The organism is Streptomyces sp. NPDC001700 (genome assembly GCF_053596435.1).
On record NZ_JBSFGE010000030.1, the window covers coordinates 82,772 to 107,308 of the forward strand.

General features: G+C 70.6%; 23 protein-coding genes. 15 read left to right on the forward strand and 8 right to left on the reverse strand.

Annotated elements, in window-relative coordinates:
• The first annotated feature begins 8 nt into the window (after window positions 1–8).
• Together ACWC5C_RS36470 and ACWC5C_RS36475 are read left to right on the forward strand one after the other, a co-directional pair.
• Window positions 9–617, forward strand: coding sequence for a hypothetical protein (locus ACWC5C_RS36470; RefSeq protein WP_450882693.1), 609 nt, complete (start codon window positions 9–11; stop codon window positions 615–617).
• Between the two features lie 136 nt (window positions 618–753).
• Window positions 754–1,104 carry a DUF2516 family protein gene (locus tag ACWC5C_RS36475; RefSeq protein WP_385446751.1) on the forward strand — a complete coding sequence of 117 codons (351 nt, stop codon included), beginning with the start codon at window positions 754–756 and terminating at the stop codon, window positions 1,102–1,104.
• 13 nt (window positions 1,105–1,117) lie between these two features.
• Here the strand turns inward: ACWC5C_RS36475 and ACWC5C_RS36480 are convergent, their stop codons facing one another.
• Together ACWC5C_RS36480 and ACWC5C_RS36485 are read right to left on the reverse strand one after the other, a co-directional pair.
• Window positions 1,118–2,350 (reverse strand): PP2C family protein-serine/threonine phosphatase, encoded by a 1,233-nt coding sequence (locus tag ACWC5C_RS36480; RefSeq protein WP_450882695.1) that lies wholly within the window; start codon window positions 2,348–2,350, stop codon window positions 1,118–1,120.
• Between the two features lie 356 nt (window positions 2,351–2,706).
• A complete protein-coding gene (locus tag ACWC5C_RS36485; RefSeq protein ID WP_450882697.1) occupies window positions 2,707–3,798 on the reverse strand; it encodes an NlpC/P60 family protein in 1,092 nt (363 codons plus the stop codon).
• Between the two features lie 415 nt (window positions 3,799–4,213).
• Between ACWC5C_RS36485 and pstS the strand changes: the two genes are divergently transcribed.
• The 4 genes from pstS (at window position 4,214) to pstB (ending at window position 8,302) form a co-directional block, all read left to right on the forward strand.
• A complete protein-coding gene (gene pstS, locus ACWC5C_RS36490; protein ID WP_385446748.1) occupies window positions 4,214–5,329 on the forward strand; it encodes a phosphate ABC transporter substrate-binding protein PstS in 1,116 nt (371 codons plus the stop codon).
• Window positions 5,330–5,448: 119 nt separating this feature from the next.
• Window positions 5,449–6,438 (forward strand): phosphate ABC transporter permease subunit PstC, encoded by a 990-nt coding sequence (gene pstC, locus ACWC5C_RS36495; protein ID WP_450882699.1) that lies wholly within the window; start codon window positions 5,449–5,451, stop codon window positions 6,436–6,438.
• Window positions 6,435–7,499 (forward strand): phosphate ABC transporter permease PstA, encoded by a 1,065-nt coding sequence (gene pstA, locus ACWC5C_RS36500; protein ID WP_450882701.1) that lies wholly within the window; start codon window positions 6,435–6,437, stop codon window positions 7,497–7,499. Before pstC ends, pstA begins: the two co-directional genes overlap by 4 nt.
• A 26-nt stretch (window positions 7,500–7,525) precedes the next feature.
• Window positions 7,526–8,302, forward strand: coding sequence for a phosphate ABC transporter ATP-binding protein PstB (pstB, locus tag ACWC5C_RS36505; RefSeq protein ID WP_385446745.1), 777 nt, complete (start codon window positions 7,526–7,528; stop codon window positions 8,300–8,302).
• 129 nt (window positions 8,303–8,431) lie between these two features.
• On the opposite strand, the gene ACWC5C_RS36510 is transcribed toward pstB, so the two are convergent.
• Window positions 8,432–9,430 (reverse strand): anion permease, encoded by a 999-nt coding sequence (locus ACWC5C_RS36510; protein WP_450882704.1) that lies wholly within the window; start codon window positions 9,428–9,430, stop codon window positions 8,432–8,434.
• An 8-nt stretch (window positions 9,431–9,438) separates the two neighbouring features.
• Window positions 9,439–10,059 (reverse strand): DUF47 domain-containing protein, encoded by a 621-nt coding sequence (locus tag ACWC5C_RS36515; RefSeq protein WP_450882706.1) that lies wholly within the window; start codon window positions 10,057–10,059, stop codon window positions 9,439–9,441.
• A gap of 193 nt (window positions 10,060–10,252) precedes the next feature.
• Between ACWC5C_RS36515 and ACWC5C_RS36520 the strand changes: the two genes are divergently transcribed.
• On the forward strand, window positions 10,253–10,645 hold the full coding sequence (locus ACWC5C_RS36520; RefSeq protein WP_450882708.1) for a metal-sensitive transcriptional regulator: 393 nt from the start codon (window positions 10,253–10,255) through the stop codon (window positions 10,643–10,645).
• Between the two features lie 69 nt (window positions 10,646–10,714).
• Here ACWC5C_RS36520 and ACWC5C_RS36525 read toward each other — a convergent pair whose 3' ends face one another.
• Both ACWC5C_RS36525 and ACWC5C_RS36530 read right to left on the reverse strand, forming a co-directional pair.
• The gene (locus ACWC5C_RS36525; RefSeq protein ID WP_450882737.1) at window positions 10,715–10,954 is read right to left on the reverse strand and encodes a hypothetical protein; all 240 of its coding nucleotides are present in this window, start codon (window positions 10,952–10,954) and stop codon (window positions 10,715–10,717) included.
• Between the two features lie 163 nt (window positions 10,955–11,117).
• Window positions 11,118–12,038 carry a hypothetical protein gene (locus ACWC5C_RS36530; protein ID WP_450882710.1) on the reverse strand — a complete coding sequence of 307 codons (921 nt, stop codon included), beginning with the start codon at window positions 12,036–12,038 and terminating at the stop codon, window positions 11,118–11,120.
• 387 nt (window positions 12,039–12,425) lie between these two features.
• Here ACWC5C_RS36530 and ACWC5C_RS36535 point away from each other — a divergent pair, with 387 nt between their 5' ends.
• On the forward strand, window positions 12,426–14,042 hold the full coding sequence (locus ACWC5C_RS36535) for an FAD-binding oxidoreductase (protein ID WP_450882712.1): 1,617 nt from the start codon (window positions 12,426–12,428) through the stop codon (window positions 14,040–14,042).
• Window positions 14,043–14,117: 75 nt separating this feature from the next.
• Here ACWC5C_RS36535 and ACWC5C_RS36540 read toward each other — a convergent pair whose 3' ends face one another.
• Window positions 14,118–14,828, reverse strand: a complete 711-nt coding sequence (locus ACWC5C_RS36540) for a phosphatase PAP2 family protein (RefSeq protein ID WP_450882714.1) — start codon at window positions 14,826–14,828, stop codon at window positions 14,118–14,120.
• A 214-nt stretch (window positions 14,829–15,042) separates the two neighbouring features.
• Window positions 15,043–16,050 carry an NlpC/P60 family protein gene (locus ACWC5C_RS36545; protein WP_450882716.1) on the reverse strand — a complete coding sequence of 336 codons (1,008 nt, stop codon included), beginning with the start codon at window positions 16,048–16,050 and terminating at the stop codon, window positions 15,043–15,045.
• A 182-nt stretch (window positions 16,051–16,232) separates the two neighbouring features.
• On the opposite strand from ACWC5C_RS36545, the gene ACWC5C_RS36550 reads away from it, so the two are divergent.
• From ACWC5C_RS36550 to ACWC5C_RS36580, 7 genes are all read left to right on the forward strand, one after another.
• The gene (locus ACWC5C_RS36550) at window positions 16,233–16,448 is read left to right on the forward strand and encodes a DUF397 domain-containing protein (RefSeq protein WP_450882718.1); all 216 of its coding nucleotides are present in this window, start codon (window positions 16,233–16,235) and stop codon (window positions 16,446–16,448) included.
• A 250-nt stretch (window positions 16,449–16,698) separates the two neighbouring features.
• Window positions 16,699–17,007, forward strand: a complete 309-nt coding sequence (locus ACWC5C_RS36555; RefSeq protein ID WP_201881310.1) for a hypothetical protein — start codon at window positions 16,699–16,701, stop codon at window positions 17,005–17,007.
• A gap of 306 nt (window positions 17,008–17,313) precedes the next feature.
• Window positions 17,314–18,201 carry a hypothetical protein gene (locus ACWC5C_RS36560; RefSeq protein ID WP_450882720.1) on the forward strand — a complete coding sequence of 296 codons (888 nt, stop codon included), beginning with the start codon at window positions 17,314–17,316 and terminating at the stop codon, window positions 18,199–18,201.
• Window positions 18,191–19,519, forward strand: a complete 1,329-nt coding sequence (locus ACWC5C_RS36565; protein ID WP_450882722.1) for a hypothetical protein — start codon at window positions 18,191–18,193, stop codon at window positions 19,517–19,519. Before ACWC5C_RS36560 ends, ACWC5C_RS36565 begins: the two co-directional genes overlap by 11 nt.
• Window positions 19,516–21,075 (forward strand): SCO6880 family protein, encoded by a 1,560-nt coding sequence (locus ACWC5C_RS36570; RefSeq protein ID WP_450882724.1) that lies wholly within the window; start codon window positions 19,516–19,518, stop codon window positions 21,073–21,075. Before ACWC5C_RS36565 ends, ACWC5C_RS36570 begins: the two co-directional genes overlap by 4 nt.
• 95 nt (window positions 21,076–21,170) lie before the next feature.
• On the forward strand, window positions 21,171–22,577 hold the full coding sequence (locus ACWC5C_RS36575) for an ATP-binding protein (RefSeq protein ID WP_450882735.1): 1,407 nt from the start codon (window positions 21,171–21,173) through the stop codon (window positions 22,575–22,577).
• 1 nt (window position 22,578) lies between these two features.
• Entirely contained in the window at window positions 22,579–24,363 is a 1,785-nt protein-coding gene (locus ACWC5C_RS36580; RefSeq protein WP_450882726.1) for a hypothetical protein, read from the forward strand.
• The last annotated feature ends 174 nt before the right edge of the window (window positions 24,364–24,537 follow it).

Sequence of the window (24,537 nt, forward strand, 5' to 3'; positions counted from 1 at the left end):
CCAGCACCATGGCCATCACCGACGACGTACGCAAGACCCTCACCGACCCGACCCCGCTCTACTTCGTGGCGGGCACGGCCGACCTCGCCGCCCAGAAGCTCAGGGAGGTGCCGACGCTGGTCGAGAAGATCGTCGCGGAGGCCCCCGACCGCTTCAACCAGGTGCGCAACACCGACCCGAAGGCCGTTCAGGACCGGGTCACCCAGCAGGCGAAGGACGCCCAGGGCAAGCTGAACGAGGTGCTGGGCTCCCTGGACACCGACCTCAAGCGGCTCCGGGACTCGGCGCAGGACCTGGCCCTCCAGGGCGTCGGCCGCGCCGCCGAGCTGGCCGTCAAGGCGCGGGAGCGGTACGACGAGGTCGCCGAGCACGGCCAGGAGGTCGTGAAGACCTGGCGCGGCGAGGCGGCCGACGAGGTCGTCGACATCGCCTCGGCGATCGAGCCGGCGGAGGAGAAGAGCCAGCCGAAGGCTCCGGCGCAGCCGGTCTCGGTGGACTCCTCCAAGGAGGCCCCGAAGGCCACGGCCAAGCCGGCCGCCCCGGCGAAGAAGGCCCCGGCCAAGAAGACCACCACCGCCACCGCCAAGAAGACGGACCCCAGCAAGCCGTCCCACTGAGGTCAGGGTTTTGTCGGGGGCGCACAAAGGGGCCGGGTACGCACGTGGCGTGCCCGGCCCCGTCAGCGGGTACGGTGGCCCGTAACGCTCATCCCTCTTACTTATCTCTCAGCGTCTCTTCTAGGCGGTGGACAGCGTGCTGGTGCAAGGTTTCGGCGAGTTGCTGTACTGGGTCTCCTGGGGCCTTCTCCTGTTCAGCCTGTTCGCCTTCGTCGACTCGGTGATCCGCCGCCAGGACGCCTACAAGGCCGCGGACAAGCAGACCAAGCCGTTCTGGATGATCATCCTGGGGCTCGCCGCCGCGGTGAACTTCTTCATGGGCATCATGAGCTTCCTGCCGATCATCGGGCTGATCGCGACGATCGTGTACATGGTCGACGTACGACCGGCGCTGCGGCAGATCTCCGGCGGTGGCCGCGGCTGGCCCGGCGGCGGCCGCGGTTCCAGCTCGGACGGGCCGTACGGGCCCTACAACGGCGGCCGGTAACGCCCTCAGCGCCTCAGCCGCGGTCCAGCAGGAGCACGGCCAGGTCGTCCGTCAGCTCGCCGCCGTTCAGCGCGCGCACCTCGGTGACCGTGGCGTCCAGCAGCTCCTCGCCGCGCAGCCCGGTCGCCATCTGACGGGCGACGATCTCGACCATCCCCTCCTGGCCGAGCCGCTGCACCCCGGCCCCGACGCGGCCCTCGATCAGCCCGTCGGTGTACATCATCAGGCTCCAGGCGCCGCCCAGCTCGACCTGGCGGCGTGGCCAGCGGGCGTGCGGCAGCAGGCCGAGCGCGGGGCCGTTCTCGTCCGTGGGCAGCAGCCGGGGCGCCATTCCGGGCCGTACGGCCAGCGGTGAGGGGTGCCCGGCGAGGCAGACCCCGGCCCGCCTGCCGTCCGGGGCGATGTCGACGGTGCACAGGGTCGCGAAGATCTCGTCGTCCGGGCGCTCGTTCTCCAGCACCTGCTGCAGGGTGCCGAGCAGCTGGTCGCCGCAGAGCCCGGCGAAGGTCAGGGCGCGCCAGGCGATCCGCAGCTCCACGCCGAGGGCGGCCTCGTCGGGGCCGTGGCCGCAGACGTCGCCGATCATCGCGTGCACGGTGCCGTCCGGGGTGCGGACGGTGTCGTAGAAGTCGCCGCCGAGCAGGGCCCGGCTGCGGCCGGGCCGGTAGCGGGCGGCGAAGCGCAGTCCGGAGCCCTGGAGCAGCGGAGTGGGGAGCAGCCCGCGCTCCAGCCGGGCGTTCTCCTGGGCGCGCAGCCGGGACTCGGTGAGCTGGCGCTGCGCGAGGTCGGAGCGTTTTCGCTCGACCGCGTACCGGATGGCGCGGCTGAGGATGCGGCCGTCCAGCTCGCCGCGGAAGAGGAAGTCCTGCGCCCCGACCCGGACCGCCTCGGCGGCGCGCTCGGCGTCGTCCTCGGCGGTGAGGACCAGGACGGCCTGGGTGGGCGCGAGCTTCAGTACGGAGCGCAGCGTGTCGAGCGCGTCCTCCGCCTCGTGCTCGGGGCCGGGCAGGGCAAGGTCGAGCAGGATGCACTGCACCCCGTCGGTGAGCAGCCGGGAGGCCTCGGTGAGGTTACGGGCCGTACGGATACGGACCCGGTTGCCCTCGGTGTCCAGCATCTCGGGGACGTTGAAGGCGCCGGCCGGATCGTCCTCGATCACCAGCAGGGTGAGCCCGCTGTCGGGCAGGGCGGCCGGCCGGACTTCGGTGGCCAGTGCCTCCCGCTGCCTCGGCACGGGTACGGACATCGCTCGATTCCTTCCCTCCCCCCGAGGGCGCGGCGCCCGCCGCCGACCGGCGGACCGCACGAACCGGCTCACACACCGACTGGTCGGTTTCAGGGCGTGGAAGCCGAATACTGCCAGGCGACTTTAGCGCTCGGTCCGGGCCCCGTGGAATGACCTCCCCGACGCCACTTTTGTCATATGCCCCACGCCCTGGGCGACTTGGGGGAATCCGGGCACGGGGCGGGATGACAAACGTCACGCGAACTCGTCGCCTTTTTGTGGAACCGCACACGGATACCGCGATTCCCGCCCCAACCACACCGGGGCGGGGCGGACATACCAGGCGAATGACTCCCGGCGCGTGAAAACTGCCCGAATCAGGAGCCGTCCGGGCGCACCACGCCCAGGATCGGCATCGACCCCGCCCCCGCCAGGGTGATCTGGCGGCCCGGACGCGGGGCGTGGACGATCGCGCCGTCGCCCACGTACATCCCCACGTGGCTGGCGTCCTTGAAGTAGATGACCAGGTCGCCGGGGCGCATCCGCGCGGTGTCCACCTTCGGCAGCAGCCGCCACTGCTCCTGCGAGGTCCGGGGGATGGACCGCCCGGCCGAGGCCCAGGCCCGCTGGGTCAGCCCCGAGCAGTCGTAGCCGTCCGGGCCCACGGCGCCCCATACGTAGGCCTTGCCGATCTGGGCCGTCGCGAAGTCGATCGCGCGGCGCCCGACGGAGCTTGAGCGTCCGCCAACGTCCCGCAATATGCCGGTCTTGAGCCATTTCGTCTGGGATGCCCGGTCCCGCTCCTCCTGGAGCCGCCGCAGCCGGTCCCGCTCCTTGCCCTCCAGCCGCGACTCCAGCCGCCGGGCCCGGGCGAGCTTCTCGGTGATCTCCGCCCTCGCCGCCGCCTTCCTCGCCCGGCTCCGGTCGAGCCGCTCCCACTCCTGGGAGGCGGAGGCGGCGTACCGGTCGAGCGCCGTCTGCGTGCGCTCCAGCCGGTTCATCAGCCCGCGGGCCGCCTTCTCGCCCTTGCGCGCGAGGGTGAAGCCGTCGAGGAAGCCGCTGGGGTTGTCGCCGAGCAGCAGCCGCGCCTCGGGCGGCATCCCGCCGCGGCGGTACTGGGCCCGCGCCAGCGCCCCGGCGCGCTCCCGTAACCCGGTCATCTCCTCCTGCGCCTTCACCACGGCCCGCGCGATCCGGACGATCGACTTCTCCTGGCGCGTCTGTTTCTCCCGCGCCAGGTTGTAGGCGTCGGTGGCTGATTCCGCTTGCCGGTAGAGGCGGTCCACATCCGAGCGGACCTTCTCCAGCCGACCGGCGCCCGAGGCGGTGCCGCCCGCGCCGTCCGCCTTCGGTTCCGGTTCACCGGGCGCGGCGTACGCCGTCCCGGGTGCGGCCGGCGCTCCCAGCGCGCAGACCAGCGCGGCGGCCACGGCGGCGCCCGCGCCCCTCCCTCTCCCGTCCCGACTCACCCCACCGGCCTCCTCTCGTCCAGGTAGGGACGGATAGTGACATGCCGTACCTCAATCCGACAGAGCCACGCGCCGGTCGGCCGCGCACGCGACGCGATCCGGGGTTTCGAGAGGACGAAAGTAGACGTAGGCGATCGAAAGCGGAGGGAAGCGGAGGGAAGGCGACAGAGCGAGCGGAGGCCCCGACCGCGACCACGCCGTGACCCAGCCGTTACCCGGCCACCACACTGACGGCCGAGGTTCACCGCTCGTTAACTCTTCCCCTTCGGTCGCTTCATCTGATCTGCCTAATTTCAGCCCTACTGAGTGCGTGCCGAGCCCCATGCCCGGCTGCGCGCCCAGCGCACATCCGTCCCTGCGCACCACACGTTCGCGCGCCGTCCCCACCGGCGGCTTCTGGAAGGAACCCCCGAAAGTGAAGCTTCAGCGCAACAACCGGCTTCGCGCCATCGCCGCCGGTGCCCTCGCCCTGTCCGGCGCCTTCGTCCTCACCGCGTGCGGTTCGGACAACAACACCGGCGGCGGTGGCGCCCAGTCCACCGGCGACATCAAGTGCGATGGCAAGGGGCAGCTGCTGGCCTCCGGCTCGTCCGCGCAGAAGAACGCCATGGACCTGTGGACGAAGAACTACGGCGCGGCCTGTAAGGACGTCAAGCTCAACTACAAGGCCACCGGCTCCGGCGCGGGCATCCAGGAGTGGCTGCAGGGCAAGACCGCCTTCGCGGGCTCCGACTCGGCGCTCAAGCCCGAAGAGGTCGCGTCCTCCAAGAAGATCTGCAAGGGCGGCCAGGGGATCAACCTGCCGATGGTCGGCGGCCCGATCGCGGTCGGCTTCAACGTCCCCGGCGTGGACAAGCTGACGCTCGACGCCGAGACGCTGGCCAAGATCTTCAACTCGGACATCAAGACGTGGGACGACCCCGCGATCAAGGCGCTCAACAAGGGCGTCAAGCTCCCGAGCCTCAAGATCCAGGCCTTCCACCGCTCGGACGAGTCCGGCACCACCGACAACTTCACCAAGTACCTGAAGGCCTCCGCCCCGAAGGCGTGGCCGCACGAGCCGGGCAAGGCGTGGGAGGGCAAGGGCGGCCAGTCCGCCGACGGTTCCTCCGGTGTCTCCTCGCAGGTCAAGCAGGTCCCCGGATCGATCTCGTACTTCGAGCTGTCGTACGCGACCGCCAACAGCATCAAGACCGTCGACCTGGACACCGGCGCCTCGCAGCCCGTCCCGGCCACCGTCGAGAACGCCTCCAAGGCCATCGCCGAGGCCAAGCCCAAGGGCACCGGCAAGGACCAGGCCCTCGACCTGGCGTACGACACCAAGGCGGCCGGCGCCTACCCGATCACGCTGGTCACCTACGAGATCGCCTGCGACAAGGGCAACAAGGCCGGCACCCTCGCGGCCACCAAGTCCTTCCTGAACTACGCGGCGAGCGAGGGCGGCCAGTCCGCGCTCAAGGAGCTGGGCTACGCCCCGCTGCCCGACGCGATCGCCAAGAAGGTCCGCGAGAGCGTTTCCAGCCTCTCCTGACCTGAAGTGTGCGGCCTGTTCCGCCTCGGCCGACCGGCCGGGGCAGAGCAGGCCGCACCGTCCGGTGCACCGCCGCACCAGGAGCCACACCCCATCCGGCTCCGCAGACCGGAGAACCCATGAAAACGGATATAGAACCCACATCCTCATCCGCCGGGTCACAGCCCAAGGTCGCGACCCGCTCCACCGGCCGGGCCGGTGACAAGATCTTCCTCGGCCTCTCCCGGGGCTCCGGGATCGCCCTCCTGGTGATCATGGCGGCCATCGCGGTCTTCCTCGCGTACCGCGCCGCCATCGCGATCTCCAAGGACGAGGCGAACTTCCTCACCGCCTTCGAGTGGAGCACCGGCACGACGCCGATGCGCTTCGGCATCGCGGTCCTCGCCTTCGGCACGGTCGTCAGCTCGATCATCGCGATGGTCATCGCGGTCCCGATCGCCGTCGGCATCGCGCTGTTCATCTCGCACTACGCTCCGCGCCGCCTGGCCACCCCGGTCGCGTACGTGATCGACCTGCTCGCCGCGGTCCCCAGCATCGTCTACGGCCTGTGGGGCGCGCTCTTCCTGGTGCCGCACCTGACGGGTCTGTACACCTGGATGGACAAGTACCTGGGCTTCACCGGCGTCCTCTCCTACGAGGGCGGCGCCGCGCGGTCGCTGTTCACCGTTGGCATCCTGCTGGCGATCATGATTCTGCCGATCGTCACCAGCGTGAGCCGCGAGGTGTTCCGGCAGGTCCCGAAGATGCACGAGGAGGCGGCGCTCGCGCTCGGCGCGACCCGCTGGGAAGTCGTCCGCATGTCGGTCCTCCCCTTCGGCCGCTCCGGCATCATCAGCGCCTCGATGCTCGGCCTCGGCCGCGCGCTGGGCGAGACCATGGCGGTCGCCACCGTGCTCTCCCCCAGCTACCTGATCAACGTCAGCCTGCTGGACCCGGGCGGCGGCACCTTCGCGCAGAACATCGCCAGCCACTTCAAGGAGGCGAACGGCAACGGGCGTGACGCCCTCATCGCCTCCGGTCTGGTCCTGTTCGTCATCACCCTGCTGGTGAACGGCGCCGCGCGAATGATCATCGCCCGCCGCAAGGAGTACTCGGGGACCGCAGCATGAGCGACACGACCACCGACACCAACACGCCGCGCGCGGCCGCCCTCCAGCAGGCGCGGCTGCCCCGCTGGGCACCGCTGGGACTGGCCGCCGTCGCGATCGCCGCGGGCGTCGGCATCGGCACCGCCGCGGGGCTCGGCAACACCATCCAGTGGGGCCTGATCGCCGCGCTGCTCTTCGTCGTCCTCTCCTACGGCGTCACGGCCGCGGTCGAGGGCGGCCGGCAGGCCAAGAACCAGCTGGCCACCAGCCTGGTGTGGCTCTGCTTCCTGATCGCGATCGTCCCGCTGTTCTCCCTGATCTGGGAGACCGTCAACCGCGGCAAGACCGTCCTGGACGGCTACTTCCTCAGCCACTCCATGGACGGCGTCCAGACGATCCTGCCCGGCGGCGGCGCGTACCACGCGATCCTCGGCACCCTGGAGCAGGTCGGCATCGCCACCCTCATCGCGGCCCCGATCGGCCTGCTGACCGCCGTCTACCTGGTGGAGTACGGGCGCGGGAGTCTCGCGAAGGCCGTGACCTTCTTCGTCGACGTCATGACCGGCATCCCGTCGATCGTGGCCGGTCTGTTCATCCTCAGCTTCTGGATCATCATCCTGGGCTTCGACTACTCCGGCTTCGCCGGTGCCATGGCGCTGGCCATCCTGATGATGCCGGTCGTGGTCCGCTCCACCGAGGAGATGCTCAAGCTCGTCCCGGACGAGCTGCGCGAGGCCTCGCTCGCGCTGGGCGTGCCCAAGTGGCGCACCATCCTCAAGGTGGTGCTGCCCACCTCGATCGGCGGGATCACCACGGGTGTGATGCTCGCGGTCGCCCGTATCGCCGGTGAGTCCGCCCCCATCGTGCTGCTGGTCTTCGGCTCCCAGGCGATCAACCCGAACCCCTTCGAAGGCGCCCAGTCGTCGCTGCCGTACTACATCTACGAGCAGTGGCAGCTCGGTAACGAGGCGTCGTTCAACCGCGCCTGGGCCGCGGCGCTCGTGCTCATCGCCTTCGTCATGATCCTGAACCTGGTGGCCCGCGGCATCGCCCGCTGGAAGGCCCCGAAGACCGGCCGCTGAGGCCAAGAAGAAGAGAAGTGATTCACATGGCCAAGCGCATCGACATCAGCGGGCTGACCGCCTACTACGGCAGCCACAAGGCCATCGAGGACATCTCGATGACCGTCGAGCCCCGCTCGGTGACCGCCTTCATCGGCCCCTCCGGCTGCGGCAAGTCGACCTTCCTGCGCACCCTCAACCGGATGCACGAGGTCACCCCGGGCGGCCGGGTCGAGGGCAAGGTGCTGCTCGACGACGAGAACCTGTACGCCTCCGGCGTCGACCCCGTCTCCGTGCGCCGCACGGTCGGCATGGTCTTCCAGCGCCCCAACCCGTTCCCGACGATGTCGATCTTCGAGAACGTGGCGGCCGGGCTCAAGCTGAACGGCTCGTACAAGAAGAGCGAGCTGCAGGACGTCGTCGAGAAGTCCCTCAAGGGCGCCAACCTGTGGAACGAGGTCAAGGACCGGCTGAACAAGCCGGGCGCCGGCCTCTCCGGCGGTCAGCAGCAGCGGCTGTGCATCGCCCGCGCCATCGCGGTCGAGCCCGACGTGCTGCTGATGGACGAGCCCTGCTCGGCGCTGGACCCGATCTCGACCCTCGCCATCGAGGACCTGATCGGTGAGCTGAAGGAGCGCTTCACGATCGTCATCGTGACGCACAACATGCAGCAGGCGGCGCGCGTCTCGGACCGTACGGCCTTCTTCAACCTGGCCGGTGTCGGCCAGCCCGGCAAGCTCATCGAGATCGACGAGACCGAGCGGATCTTCTCCAACCCGTCCGTCCAGGCGACCGAGGACTACATCTCCGGCCGCTTCGGCTGACCAAGACCCCTCGCCCACGGGCGAGGAACGGCGTCCTGCGGTGCTGCATGGCGGTGCCACCGCACGACGAAAAGGGCCCGCCCCTGGCTCCCGGGGGCGGGCCCGCTCCGTATCCCTTACGTGCGGGGGTCAGCCGAAGGCGAGGTCCACGATCCAGTAGCTGAGGGCCGCGACCCCACCTGCCGCGGGCATGGTGATGAACCAGCCGAGGATGATGTTCTTCGCGACCCCCCAGCGCACCGCGTTCACGCGCTTGGTCGCCCCGACACCCATGATCGCCGAGGTGATGACGTGGGTCGTCGAGATCGGCGCCTGGAACATGAACGACGCGGTGTACATGACCGAGGCCGCCGTCGTCTCGGCGGCGAAGCCCTGCGGCGGGTCCAGCTCGATGATCCGGCGGCCCAGGGTGCGCATGATGCGCCAGCCGCCCGCGTACGTGCCGAGCGAGAGCATCGCGGCGCAGGCGATCTTCACCCACACCGGGATCGCGTCGCCCTGATCCTCGACACCGCCGATGACGAGGGCCATCACCACCACACCCATGGTCTTCTGGGCGTCCTGGAGACCGTGGCCGAGCGCCATGGCGGCGGCCGACACGGTCTGGGCTATCCGGAAGCCGCGCTTGGCCTTGTGCGGGTTGGACTTCCGGAACATCCAGAGGATGCCGACCATGACGAAGTAGCCGAGCACCAGGCCGATGAGGGGCGAGAGGACCATCGGGAGAACGATCTTCTCCACCACCCCGCTCCAGTGAACGGTGCTGGAACCGGCGAGCGCCGCGCCCACCAGGCCGCCGAACAGGGCGTGCGAGGAGGAGGACGGCAGTCCGTAATACCAGGTGATCATGTTCCAGGCGATCGCGCCGATCAGCGCGGAAAACAGGATGATCATGCCCTGTTTGCCGGTCGGGGTGGCGATCAGCCCCTCGCTGACGGTCTTGGCGACCCCGCTGCCCAGGAAGGCACCGGCGAGGTTCATCACCGCGGCCATCGCGAGCGCGGCCCGGGGGGTCAGGGCCCGGGTGGAGACCGAGGTGGCGATGGCGTTCGCCGAGTCGTGGAAGCCATTGGTGTACGTGAAGAAGAGCGCGACCGCGATGGTCACGACGAGCGCGAAGGTGTCCATGCCGGGGCTCAGGACTCCTTGACGGCGATGGTCTCGACCGTGTTGGCCACATGCTCGAAGGCGTCGGCCGCCTCTTCCAGCACATCCACGATCTGCTTGAGCTTGAGCACGTCCATGGCGTCGTACTTGCCATTGAAGAGGTGGGCCAGCAGCTTGCGGTGGATCTGGTCCGCCTGGTTCTCCAGCCGGTTGACCTCGATCCAGTACTCGGTGAGGTTCGTCATGGTGCGCAGGTTCGGCATCGCCTCGGCGGTCAGGTCGGCCGCCCGGGCCAGCACCTCGATCTGCTGCTCGACACCCTTGGGCAGCTCATCGACCTGGTAGAGGACGACCAGGTCGACGGCCTCCTCCATGAAGTCCATGATGTCGTCGAGGGACGAGGCGAGGGAGTAGATGTCCTCGCGGTCGAACGGCGTGATGAAGGAGACGTTCAGCTGATGGAAGATCGCGTGCGTGGCGTCGTCTCCAGCGTGCTCCGCGGCCCTCATCCGCTCGGCGATCTCGGAACGAGCGGCGGAGTCCGCCCCGAGCAGTTCCATCAGGAGCTTGGAGCCGGTCACGATGTTGTCCGCGGAGGCGGCGAACATGTCGTAGAAGCTCGTCTCCCTGGGGGTCAGACGAAAGCGCACTGGGGAATCCTCGGGAAGCGGCGGATGGGGACTCGACGATGCTAGGCGCATCTTCCGGCCACGGTAACCGGCGTCCCCAGTGTCGCCCATCGGGCGGTGTGCTCTTCACAGGGGCCCGGTTCGGCCGGAAAAGCCGTTACCATATACCCACTGGGGGTATATGCGCACCGATAGTGAACAACGGGAGGACGCCATGACCACCACGGCAGCCGGCACCACCGCGCCCACCGGCGGCGATGAGCGGGGCCAGGCGTCCGGCCAGGCTTCCCCTACCCACGGGGGCCACGGGTACGCCCACCACAAGGACCAGCACCTGAAGCGGCTGCGCCGGATCGAGGGCCAGATCAGGGGCCTGCAGCGGATGGTCGAAGAGGATGTCTACTGCATCGACATACTCACCCAGGTCTCCGCCAGCACCAAGGCCCTGCAGTCCTTCGCCCTCCAGCTGCTCGAAGAGCATCTGCGGCACTGCGTGGCCAGCGCGGCCGTCGAGAGCGCGGCCAAGGAGGGCGGCGAAGGAGCGGACGAGGTGGACGCCAAGGTCGCCGAGGCGACGGCGGCCATCGCCCGGCTGCTGCGGACCTGAGACGGCGGACCTGAGACGGCGGGCCTGAGACGGCGGGCCTGAGGCCGCGGGCCCGCCGGGCGGGCCCGCTTACCGGGCGTCCGGACCGTCGTTTTCCGGACGCTCCGGGCGCTCCGACCGCTCCGTACGCCCGGCCTTCCGGTCCTGCGAGCGGTTGGCCGAATTCGATCGGTCACCTGAGCGATGAGCCGACCGGTCAGCCTCCACCCGGAGCACCTCGTCGATGCGGTCCGGACTGAGCCGTTCCTCGTCCGCGCTCGCTGCAGCGATCATCAATTCACCGTAGAGATCGATCTCGACGAGGGCCACGGGGTCCGGGCCCGGTGAGCCGCGACGCGCAACCACGTGTTTCACCTCCTCCTTCGAGCACCTTCGAGCACCTTCGAGCAGCGGCTTCCCAGCGTAGGGATCGGTACACACTCCGCGCATGGCACGGATGGGCCATTTCGAAGGGGAGAGCGGACCCCTCCGACTACTTCTGAGGCGATCCGACCTTTCCTGTGTAGATATCCGCGGGCTTGGGGAGCCGAACCGCGGCCGCCACCCCGAAGTCGTACAGCTCCGTCGTCGAGGCGACCCCCATCGCGCTCCGCCCGTCCGCGCTCCCGGCGGGCCGCGTACCGCTCGCCCCGCTCGCCCCGCTCACCCCGCTGGTCACGGTGAAGCGGTGGCGCACCTCACGCAGCCGCCCCAGCCCGTCCAGATACGCGTCGAAGGGCACCAGGGAGTCGGTGAACCCCCGCGCCGCGGCCCGCAGCGGCCCCCGTACGCCGTGCGAGGCCACCCGGGCCGCCCGGCCGATGTCCGTGGTGCCGCGGTAGTGCCGCACCTGGGCGCCGCCCAGCCCCACCTCCCCGACCAGGCTCGCCCGCCGCACCCCGCGCAGCAGTTCGGCGGCGGTCAGCGGATCGGTCGCCCCGCCGGTGACCAGATTGCCGTCCGGAATGCCCGCGGTGTCCACCCGTACCCATTTGTCGCTGGGGATGCCCGCGCCGCGGTTGCGCATGAAGAGCGCGCCGGGTGCCAGCAGTTCGGTGATCGGACCGTGCTCGGCCGCGCCCGTCGCGTCCCTCGGCAGCACCAGCCGCAGCCGCCCGCGCCGCCGCTCGAAGTCGTACGCCCCGCTGCCCTCGATCGACACCCGGGTGCCACCGGTCGCCGTCTCCAGGGTCGTCCGCACCCGTGAACTCCCGGAACTCACCAGCACGTCCGCGGCCTGCCGCAGCACGGCGACCGCGGCCGCCGCCCCGGGGGCACCGCCCGGGCGCTCGTCCGCCACCGTCTGGGACGAGCAGCCGCTGACGGTCGCCAGCAGCGCGGCCAGCAGACCACCCGCCACGCATCCGGCGACCGCCTTCGCCCGTCTCCTTCCACCGCGCCGCTGAACCACCATCGACCGTCGACCCCCTGGCCACGCTCGTCCACGCCTTGATACTTGTTCGTTTAACGACCCGTTCCGGCCACCCGTCACGGCCCGGTAGCGTGGTCATGTGCTCGACTCTGGCGACATAGGCCCCGAACAGGCCCGCACCACCACCGTGGAGAAGGGGGCCTTCTGCCTCGCCCGATGCACCTGCGGCTGGACCGGTCCGGCCCGCCGCTCCCGGCCCCTGGCCCGCGACGACGCCAGCGCCCACTCGACGGACCGTCATTCTTCCGCCACAGACGCAACCCCGCAGCCCGGCATGACCTCTGACCAGGAGACCGGGCGGCATACGCGGTAGGGGCGGTGGCCCGGTCGACCAGTGGGACACAAGGTCGACAGGGAGGGGACACCGCCATGAACCGGCGGACACTGCTGGCAGCGAGCGCGGGGCTGGCCTCCACGGCCACCTGGGCCGCCGCGTGCAGCAGCACCACCACGGGACACGCCGCCGGCGGCCGCACGTCCCTCGGCACCGTCTCGGGCAGCGGGAACGGGGGCGGGAGCGGCAGCGGCAGCGGGCTCGCGGCGAGCGCGGGCAAGCCGAAGGCCGCGGACTGGACCGCGCTCGCCAAGACGCTGCACGGCGACCTGCTGCGCCCCGGCGACGCCGACTACACCGCCGCACGGCGCCTGTACAACACCCGCTTCGACCATCTGCGGCCCGCCGCCGTCGCCTATATAGGCAATACGGCCGACATCGCCGCATGTCTGGACTTCGCCCGGCGCCAGGGCACCCCCGTCGCCATCCGCAACGGCGGCCACAGCTACGCGGGTTATTCCAGCGGCGACGGACGCCTGGTCATCGACGTCTCCGCGCTCGACTCCCTCCGTACCACCACCGGCGAGGCCCGCATCGGCGGCGGCGCCAAGCTCATCGACGTCTACACCGGGCTCGGCGCCCGTGGCGTCACCGTCCCCGGCGGCTCCTGCCCGAGCGTCGGCATCTCCGGGCTCACCCTCGGCGGCGGCCACGGCGTGGTCTCCCGGGCGTACGGACTCACCTCCGACCACCTCACCGGCGCGACCCTCGTCACCGCCGACGGCAAGACCCTCCAGGTCTCCAAGGACCGCGAGCCCGACCTCTTCTGGGCGCTGCGCGGCGCGGGCGGCGGCAACTTCGGCGTCGTCACGGAGCTGCGCTTCCGTACCCGCAAGACGGGCGACGGCGTCACCGCCTATATGTCCTGGCCCTGGTCGAAGGCGGCCAAGGTGCTCAGCGCCTGGCAGAAGTGGGGCCCGGACCAGCCCGACGAGATCTGGTCGGCGCTGCACCTGTCGGCCGCCCCCGGCCGCACCCCCACCGTCTCCATCAGCTGCTTCTCGCTCGGCACCTACGGCGATCTGCAGAACGCGGTCGACCGGCTCGCCGACGGCCCGGGCGGCCCCGGCCCCGCCTCCCAGGTGACCCTGCGCCGCCGCGGGTACGTCGACGCGATGCGCATGTACGCGGGGTGCGGCGACACCTCGACCACCCGCTGCCATCTGCCCGGCGACCAGCCCGGCCGCAGCACCGACGGGGTGCTGAAGCGGGAGACGTACGCGGCGCGCTCCGACTTCTTCGACCGCTCGCTCAACCAGGCGGGAGTGCGCGCGATGCTCGACCAGGTCGAGCGCTTCGGGCGGCGCACCAGCGGCGGCGGCGCGGTCAGCATCGCGCTCACCGCGCTCGGTGGCGCCGTGAACCGCGTCGACCCTCAGGCCACCGCCTTCGTCCACCGCCGCTCGCGGTTCCTCGCGCAGTACACCGCGTCCTGGGCGGCGGGCGGCGCGGGCACCCCGCAGAACGCCTGGCTGGACGCGGCGCACACGGCGATGCGGCGCTACGCCTCCGGGGCGGCGTACCAGAACTACACCGACGCCTCCCTCAAGGACTGGCGCTCGGCGTACTACGGCTCCGGCGCGGACCGGCTGGCGCGGCTGAAGAAGCGTTACGACCCGAAGCGGCTCTTCGACTTCCCGCAGGCGCTGTGAGCGCACGTGCCTGATGTACGCGAAGGGCGGCCCGGCATCGCGCCGGGCCGCCCTTCGTTCGCGTACGTGTGCGTATCAGGCCGCGAGGTCCTTGCTGCCGCGCTCCGTGCCCGGCGCCCGGGTCTCGGGGAACTCCGGGATGCCCTCGCCCGCGGCGGCCGGGGCGGGGCGCCGGGCCTGGATCAGCCAGCCGGCCCGCGACCCCGCGATCGTGGTGGTGAGCGGCGTCAGCAGCATCATCGCGAGCGGCGCCAGCAGCAGCGCGACCGCGGTCCCCAGCGCGAACCCGCCGATGACGTCCGTCGGGTAGTGCACGCCCATGTAGACGCGGCAGAAGCCCTCCAGCAGCGCGAGCCCGATCGCGGCCACCCCGAACCGCCGGTGGGCCATGAAGACCCCGACGGCGAGCCCCATGGTGAGCGTCGCGTGATCGCTGACGAAGGAGAAGTCGGTCTTGCCCGCCACCAGGACTTCGAGCCCCTGATGGTCCCGGAACGGCCGCGGGCGCTGCACGAAGCCCCGGATCGGGATGTTGGCGATCAGCGCGATCCCGGCGGCCAGCGGCGCCCACATCAGCCCGGCGACGGCCGACGGCGCGTCCTGCGGCCGCTTGCGCACGCTCCACCAGGCGCCGAGGCCCACCAGGGCGAGTCCGAGGACGATGCCGAACTCGCCGACGAACTCCATCACGCGGTCGAACCAGTGCGGGGCGTCTTTGGCGAGCCCGTTGATGTCGTAGAGAAGGCTGACATCGGGGTTCGACCCGTCCAGTGCGAGTCCAGCCATGTGCCGCGGCCCCTTATCTCTCACCTGTCGCTGCGTACAGCTGCCGACCCCCGTGCTTCCCCACGACCGACGGCCCCGGCGAGCGATGCCGAAGGGTGTGCCGCCGATCCACCTCCAGGAAACGCCCTCATCGCGCCAGGCGTTCCGTTCGCTACCCAACGATCACCGGGACGTTATCGAAGGGTGACCCGTCGTCGCAGCTCAGAGGGAATCCTCACGCGGCGTTGGACCGGGGCAGCGCTTTTGCGCCATCCTGCGTCACCCTCGTCGCCCCGATGTAGTCCGGGGAATCGATGGGGTCGAAGCGGATCACGGCACCAGTGTAGGGCGCGTTGATCATCTTCCCGCCGCCCACGTAGATGCCCACGTGGTGGATGGATCTCGGGTCGTCGAGGTCGTACGCGAAGAAGACCAGATCGCCGGGGAGCAGCTCGTCCCGCTTGGGATGCGGTCCGGCGTTCCACTGGTCGTTGGCGACGCGCGGCAGGTCGATCCCCACCGTCTTGTACGCCGCCTTCGTCAGCCCTGAGCAGTCGAACCGGCCGTCCTGCTCCGGGGTGCCGTTGCCACCCCACAGATACGGCTTCCCCAGCTGCTTCTGCGCGAAGTAGATCGCCGCGGCCGACTGCCGCGACGGCTGCACGGTCTGGGTGGGCGCCTCGAAGCTCTTGGCCAGGTTGGTGATGGTCTTCACGTAGTTCTGGGTCTCGCGGTACGGCGGCACGCCCTTGTACTTGAGCACCGCGTACGCGCCCGCGTTGTAGGACGCCAGCATGTTGTGCGTGGGATTGCCCGGCACGTCCTTCACATACTTCGCGAGCGAGCAGTCGTAGGCGGCCGCGGACGGAATCGCGTCATTCGGATTCCAGATGTCCCGCTTGCCGTCCTTGTCGCCGTCCACCCCGTGCGATGCCCAGGTGGCCGGGATGAACTGGGCCAGCCCCTTGGCGTTGGCCGGGCTCTGGGCCTTCGCGTTCCAGCCGCTCTCCTGGTAGAGCTGCGCGGCGAGCAGGGCGGGGTTGATCGCGGGGCAGGAGTTCCCGTACCGCTGGATCAGCGGCGCGTACGACGCCGGGACAGACCCCTTCGCCAGTCCGACACTGCCGCCGCCACCACCGCCCGCGAGGTTCCCGGCGACCATATAGGTGCCGAGAACGAGCAGGACGACGAAGGAAAAACAGACTCCGATACCGACGCTGACGCCCAGCCAGACCTTACGCACCCGGCCATCCTCCCCCATCAGCCCGCGGTACGAACGTCTTTCCGTACGCACGGCGAAAATCAGCCGCTCGCCAGCCGAAACCCTACGGGCGACCGGGACCGCTCCCGGCCCGCCTCCCTGCGGAGCGCGTAAAGTCCGGCCCGTCCGAGCACCTCACACCCCATGGACCCCAAGGAACACGGATGACGCAGCTGGACTGGCAGCGGGCCTCGACCGACGAGGACGAGGAGGCGGGCGCCTACCTGGAGGTGGCCGCGGGCCCGGACGGTCAGATCTACATGCGCGAGAGCAACGACCCGGAGACCGTCGTCGTCACCTCCCAGGCCAAGTGGGACGCGTTCCTCAAGGGGGTCAAGGCGGGCGAGTTCGACGACTTCGCGGAGGAACCGGGGGAATAGGGGCCTCCGCTACCGATCGTTGCCCGGCGCCCACCCGCGTGATACACAGAGTGACCATAAGGCGCCTGAAGGCACCTGATGGACATGGCTCATCCTCCTGCCAGGCCACCGTGGTCCACAACACGTACGAGATCCGCCAAGAAATGCCGCCCAGTCGACATGCGGAGGCGGAATCGTCAGCGAAGATAGAGACTGACCCACGCCGGTGCGGCGGGGCACACAACTACCCATAAGGGGCGGTGAGTTCACTATGTTTCTAGCGGCCGAAAAGGGCGACATCAACACCATCATCGGCGGAATCGCCCCAGACTGGGGCCCCTTCGGAAGCCTGGGCAGCGAGGCCCGCGTGATGATCGAGGTCGTCATGGCCATCGCGCTGCTGCTGTGCTTCGGCATCGCGATCTGGGGCGCGGCCAAGCAGCGCATCGGCGCGACGGCGCTGCGCGACACCTTCAGCGCGGAGCAGGGCAAGGGCCTGATCGTCGCGGGGCTGACCGGCGTGTTCATCATCGGCTCGCTGGGCACGCTCTTCACGATCGTGTACGGCATGGCCATCTAGCCACGCCCCCGCCCGCTCCGGCCCGCGCCCCCGCGCACCGGAGCCGACCCCCGCGCGCGGCGCACGCCCCCGCCGCCGAGCCTCCGCCCCCGATCCCCCCTACCGGCCCCACCCTCCGTACCCGAGGCTGCTCCCTGATGCCCGCACCCGCCGCCCCCGTCGCCGAGGTCGTGTCAGTCTGATGTCCACTCACACCACCACGCCCACACGTCGGTCCGCGCCGCTACCGTCGTACCAGCGTGGCGGAACAGCGACCACGGACGGCACGACCGGCACAGCCGGAACGGTTGAAGGGGCGAACACGCGATGAGTCACGGCGACGGCGGCTACGGCGGTGACTACGACGGCCACGACACCGGCCGCACCCGCGGCACGGCACCCGGCGGCCATCTGACGCGCACCCGCCTGCCCGAAGGCGACGAGGACCCGTACGGCCCGCCCCGCCGCGGCCCCGGCCGGACCGCCAAGCCGAGCCGCAACCTGATCACGGTCGTCGGGGTCGTGGTCCTGCTCCTCGCCGCCATCGCCTTCGTCAACCGCGGCGGCCAGGACGACGGCGGCTCGTCCGACCCGGACTCCGGCGGCACCAACGCCGAAGCCCAGCCCACCGCCCCCACCGGCACCCGCCCGGTCACCGGCGAGAACGGCACGACGGGCATCGCGTCGGGCTTCGCGAAGACCCAGCAGGGCGCCCAGAGCGCGGCGGCGAACTACGCGGTGGCGCTGGGCTCTGCCGACATGCTCAACCGCGAACAGCGTCATGAGATCGTCCCGCAGGTCTTCACCACCACGGCCGCCGCACCGCTCCAGACCAGGCTCGACAAGGCCTACTCCACCAACGCTCTGGAAAAGATCGGGCTGGACGCGAACGGCAAGGCGCCCGACGGCATGACCTACATCTCGCGCACCGCCCCCCTGGGCACCAAGGTCTCGAAGTACGCGAGCACCGCCGCGACGGTCGAGGTCTGGTGCACGGGGGTATTCGGAACGGCTGGCGAGGGTTCCAAGAATCCGGTCACCAACGACTGGTTCACCATGACCCTCAAGCTGCGGTGGACGGACAACGACTGGAAGGCCGAGAGCTTCTCGCAGAAGAGCGGCCCCGCCCCCGTCAACAGCGACAACACCGCCTCCACGGCCGATGAGATCGCCAAGGCAGTCGAGCAGTACGGAGGGTTCACCTATGCCCGCTAGCACGAGCCGCCGCGCTCTCACGCTCACGGGCGTCCTGGCGGCCGTTCAGACGGCCGCCGTCCTCCTGGCGACCCGTGCTGCCGCTGCCCCCACCCCCACGCCGAGCCCGTCCGGCAGCGACAAGGACGATTGCAGCGAGCTTCTCGGCCAGGTCCGGGAAAACTGCGAGAAGGGTGACGGTGGCGGCGGCTCAGGCGCCCCCTCCGACCCATCGAACCCCCTGGACCCCGCCGCCTCCCTCGCCCGCGGCTGCGCCGACGCCGCCGCATGGCTCATCGGCAAGCTCTCAAAGCTCGTCAAAGAGACGGCCAACGTCGACTTCACGAACGCGGCCTTCCTCCGCCAGTACGCCGTCGTCTTCGCCGCCTCGACCGTCCTCACCCTCATCCTCTGGCTCCTCGCCGTCGCCAAGCGCGCCATCCGCGGCGTCCCGCTCGGCGAGGCGCTCTCCGAGGCCATCGGCTTCCTCTGGCTGACGGTCCTGGCCTCCGCCTTCACCCCGCTCATCCTCTATACGGTCGTCACCGCCACCGACGCCGTCACGGACGCCATCGCCACCGGCACCGGCGCCGACAACGACGCCTTCTTCGGCTCCTTCGCCCAGGCCCTCAAGCGGGACGAGGACATCGGCGGCGGCCCGATCATGCTCATCGTCGTGTCGCTCGTGACGATCCTCGCGGCCGGTGTGCTCTGCCTCGAGCTGGTCATCCGCGCGGCCCTGCTCTACGTCGGCGCGCTGCTCGGCACCGCCGTCTACGCCGGGCTCGTCGACAAGAACATGTGGGGGCACGTCCGCCGCTGGGCCGGGATCATGATCGCGGTGATCCTCGTCAAGCCGGTCATCGTGATCGTCCTCGCCCTGGCCGGCGCGCTCTCCACCTCCGGTAACGAGCCCGACGCCTTCTCGGCCGTCGTCTCCGGCCTCTCCATCATCATCCTCGCCATCTTCGCCAGCGCGATGATCTACCGCTTCGTACCCGGTTTCGGCGACGAGATCGTCAAGGCCCGCAGCGCCAGCGCCGACCCCGCGTCCCGTCAGGCCGCCGCGGTCATCAGCTCGCCCGCGGCCCTGGTGAAGCAGGGCATCAACACCCACAGCGCCCGCGGCGGGGGCGGCGGCGACGGAGGCGGCGGAGCCCGCCCGGCCCAGGCCAAGCCCGCCAACCCCGTCTCCGGCGGCGTCGCGGCCCACAGCTCCCGCGGCAGCGGTAACGGCGGTGGAAGCGGCGCGAGCCGCACCGGAAACTCCGGGGGCGGGTCCGCCCCCCGTTCACAGAACAACAGCTCAGGCAACAACCCGGGAGGTGACCGGCGGTGACGGTCGATGCCCAGTCCCACGCCATCGCACCGCGCCGCACGTATCTCATCGGCCGTGCCCGCCCCAACGCGATCGTCGGCAAGAACCGCGAGACCGGTGAGATCGCGCTGATCATCGCGGGCGCGTTCATCGGGATGATGTGCGGCCTGCTGGTGCCGATGCTGATGCTGCGCATCGTCGCCCTGGTCGGCTTCCCGACCATCGCGCTGGCCGCCGTGTACGTGCCGTACAACGGGCGCACGTTCTACCGCTGGTTCGAGATCAACCGCTCGTACAAGCGCAGCGTCCGCAAGGGCACCACCGGCTACCGCTCCGCCGCCGCCGAGGCCGGTACCCGGTCCGACGGCCGCGAGGTGGAGGTCGGCCCGCCGCCCGGCATCGGCCGGATCAACTGGCTGGCCGCGCCGTTCGGCCCGGACGAGATCGCCGTCCTGCTGCACGCCGACCGCCGCACCGTCACCGCCGCCATCGAGATCGAGGGCCCGGGCGTGGGCCTGCGGGACAGCGAGGACCAGGAGGCCCTGGTCGACCGGTTCGGCACCCTGCTCAAGCACGTGGCCAACGGCGACGGCTTCGTGACCCGGCTGCAGATGCTGGCCCGCACCCTCCCCGCCGACCCGGACGCGCACGCCAAGGACGTCGAACGGCGCGGCGACAACGGCTCCCCGGAGTGGCTCAAGGACTCGTACGACCAGCTGCAGTCGATGGTCTCCACCTCCTCCGAGCAGCACCGCGCGTACCTCGTCGCCTGCATGCACTACACCCGCGACCTGGCCTCCGAGGCGCAGGCCATCGCCCGCGCCACCCGGCGCAGCGGCGGCGGCCGGATCGACAAGGACGCGGGCCTGGCCGTGATCATGGCGCGCGAGCTGACCGACATCTGCGCGCGGCTCGCCGAGGCCGACATCCGGGTGCGCCAGCCCCTCGGGCAGGGCCGGCTGGCCTCGCTCATCCACTCCATGTACGACCCGGACCACCCCATCGACCACATCCAGGCGATGACCAAGCGCAACGCCTGGCCCGCCGAGCTGGACGCGATGGAGCCCACCTACCTCCAGGCGAAGACCCGCGAGTCCAGCACCCGCGAGCCCTGGTGCCACTCCACCGCCTGGGTGAAGGAGTGGCCCATGACTCCGGTCGGGGTGAACTTCCTCGCCCCGCTGCTCGTCCACACCCCCGATGTCATCCGTACGGTCGCCGTCTGCATGGATCTGGAGCCCACGGAGATCGCGATCGAGCGGATGCTGACCGAAAAGGTCAATGACGAGGCCGAGGCCAGCCGCGCCGCGAAGATGAACCGTGCGGTGGACCCGCGCGACATCGCCGCGCACGGCCGTCTCGACCAGCGGGGCGAGGATCTGGCCAGCGGCGCCGCGGGCGTCAACCTGGTCGGCTACATCACCGTCTCCTCCCGCTCGCCGGAGGCGCTCAACCGCGACAAGCGGACCATCCGGGCCTCGGCGGGGAAGAGCTATCTCAAGCTGGAGTGGTGCGACCGTGAGCACCACCGCGCGTTTGTGAACACGTTGCCGTTCGCGACCGGTATCCGCCGTTAGCCGACCGCGGCTGACCGATAGCCGTAGAGGCGACACAGAGACGCCGTAGAGACGACTGGGACTGGGACGATAGGGGCTCCGCCGTGGCCGATCCGATGACCGCCGTCACCGACGCGTTCACCAGCTTTCTGTTCGGGAAGGTGGAGACGACTCGGCTGCCGGTCCGTACGTCCACGGGGCAGGCGCAGGCCGTCTACCTCCCGACCGCGGCCCCGGGCCTCGGCGACTCGGGCGTCATCATCGGGCGCGAGGTGTACTCCGGGAAGGGCTACATCTACGACCCGTTCCAGCTGTACGGCCAGCAGCTGCCCGCCCCGCACTGGCTGGTGCTCGGGGAGTCCGGCAACGGCAAGTCGGCGCTGGAGAAGACGTACGTCCTGCGTCAGCTCCGGTTCCGCGACCGCCAGGTGGTGGTACTGGACGCGCAGGGCGAGGACGGGGTCGGCGAGTGGAACCTGATCGCCCAGGAGCTGGGGATAACCCCCATCCGGCTCGATCCGATGGCGGCCCTCGACGGCGGCATCCGGCTCAACCCCCTGGACCCGTCGATCACGACGACCGGTCAGCTGGCCCTGCTCCGGACGATCATCGAGGTCGCGATGGGGCACGGGCTCGACGAGCGCTCCGGCTTCGCCCTCAAGGTCGCCCACGCCTACGTCAACGAGACCATCACCGACCGTCAGCCGGTGCTGACCGACATCGTCGAGCAGCTGCGCCACCCCGAGCCGGAGTCGGCGGAGGCGATGAACGTCGACCTGGACGACGTACGGGCCTGGGGCCTGGACGTCGCCCTGGTGCTGGACCGGCTGGTCGACGGTGACCTGCGCGGCATGTTCGACGGTCCGACCACGGTCGGAATCGATCTCGACGCGCCGCTCATCGTCTTCGACCTGTCCCATATCGACCGCAACTCGATCGCGATGCCGATCCTCATGGCCATCGTGGGCGTCTGGCTGGAGCACACCTGGATCCGGCCCGACCGCAAGAAGCGCATCTTCCTGGTCGAAGAGGCCTGGCACATCATCAACTCGCCCTTTGTCGCCCAGCTCTTCCAGCGGCTGCTGAAGTTCGGGCGTCGGCTCGGCCTGTCCTTCGTCGCCGTCGTCCACCATCTGTCCGACGTGGTCGACGGCGCGGCGGCGCGCGAGGCCGCCGCGATCCTCAAGATGGCCTCGACGAGGACGATCTACGCCCAGAAGGCGGACGAGGCCCGCGCCACCGGGCGGGTGCTGGGGCTGCCGCGCTGGGCGGTGGAGATCATCCCGACGCTCTCGCCCGGTATCGCGGTCTGGGACGTCAACGGCAACGTACAGGTCGTCAAACACCTGATCACCGAGTCCGAGCGCCCCCTCGTCTACACCGACCGGGCGATGACCGAGGACGGGATCGCCGTCCAGCTGGCCGCCGAGGCGGAGGCCGAGGAGCGGGCCGCAGCGGCGGTCGAGGCCGCGGCGGAGGCGGACCCCTACGGCGGCCCGTCGTACGGCTCCACGGTGGCCTGACATGGCGCCGGGGCAGTACCGCGGCGGACCCGCGGAGCACGGCCACGGAAGACAGCGGCCCCCGGAGGGCGGCATTTCGGACGGCCTGCTGATCGGCCTCTTCGCCTTTCTGCTGGGGCTGATCGGGCTCGTCTGGTCGGCGACCGGTCTGGCCGGGCTCTTCGCGCACGGCGCCTGGCCGGACGGTCTGACGTTCCTGCACACGCCCCTGGCACTGCGCCATCTGGTGGAGGAGCCGCACAATTTGGCGGCGGCCTGGCCCGCCACCCCGATCCACCAGCTGTCCGGCTACGGGCTGTTCTGGGGCATCCTCATCGGCGAGCTGATGGTGCTGATCGTCCTCACGGTCTTCGCGGTCGGCACCCTGGCCCGCTACCGGCTGGTCCGCGCCAGGCGCCGCGCCGCCCGCGCGGAGGCGGCGTCGGGCATGGCCGATGGCACGGGTACGGAGCGGGCCCCTGGCCCCGCGTACGCCCCTGAGGGCCCGGCACACGGCGTTACGGCCGCTACGGCCCCATCGGCCCCCGAGGCAGCCCTCGACCCACCACCCCGCCACGGGACGGCGACGGGCCCCGGCAGACCAGGCGACGAGCACGTCCCGGCCGCCCGGCCCGAGACCGCCGCGCTGGGCCCCGCCAGCGCGCCCAGCACGGCCGATGTAGGCACGGCCCACGCGGGCGGCGCCGCCGCACACGACACCGCGACCGGCCCCGTCCCCACGGAACACATCGCCCCGCTCTCCCCGGCCCCCGACGGCCCGTACGGCCCCCAGGACCCGGCCGACCCGGCCGCCGCGTCGCCGCAGCCGCCGCCCGCTCTCGATGCCGACCTCGCCGCCGGGCTGTTCCGCCCCGGCGGGGAACCGGCCCGCTCCCGCGTCCTGTTCGGCGCCGAGCGCGGCGAAGCCGCCGCCCAGGCCGTTCTGGAGGCGGTCGGCCCGGTTCTCGTCCTCACCAGCGATCCCGGTCTGTGGGCCGCGACCAAGGATGCCCGCGCCAAGTTCGGGCCCACCCATGTCTTCGACCCGTCCCATCTCCTCGACACTCCGGCCCGGCTGCGCTGGAACCCGGCGGACGGGTGCGACTCCCGCGAGGTAGCGGCCGCCCGTGCCGCCGCCCTGCTGGCCCCCGTGCGCCCCGCGCACGCGATGGACCAGCCCCTGGCGCAGGCCGCGGAGACGATGCTGCGCTGCTGGCTGCACGCCGCCGCGGTGGACGGCCGCCCGTTCCGCCACGTCCACCGCTGGGCGCAGGGCAGTTCGGCGCATGAGCCGGTACGGATCCTCCGTACGCACCCCAAGGCGGCGGGCGGCGCGGCAGGCGAGCTGGAGGCCACACTCACCGCGCACCCCGAACGCCGCGATATGGCCCAGGAACTGACGGCCCGTGCGCTGGGCGCGCTCTCCTCGATCCATATCCGTGACGCGTGCAATCCGGGGCGAGCCGACGCGCTCGCGCTGGAGTCATTCGTCGGTGAAGGGGGAACGCTTTATCTGATGGGGGAATCCATCGAGGATCCCCGGTCCCACCCGGGTGCGATGCCCTTGTTGACCGCACTCGCCTCACACGTGGTCGAGCACGGCCGGCGCATGGCCGAACGGTCATCCTCCGGTCGGCTCGACCCACCACTCACCCTCGTCCTGGACGACGTGGCCGCCGTAGCACCGCTTCCGGCCCTGCCGGACCTACTGGCCCAGGGAGCCGCACAGGGGCTGCCCACGCTGGCGCTGATGCGCTCCCAGGAGCAGGCACGAGCCCGCTGGCCGCACCGCACGCTGGTCGGGTAACCGGAGAGACGGGTACCCGGAGAGACGAAGCCTCACCCACTGGCCCCCTGATCCACCGCCCCGCTGATCCACTGGGAATCTGGTGCTGAACGCAAAAATGCCTCGGTCCCGAGCATGAAATGCTCGGGACCGAGGCTAAAGATTGTTCGGCGGCGTCCTACTCTCCCACAGGGT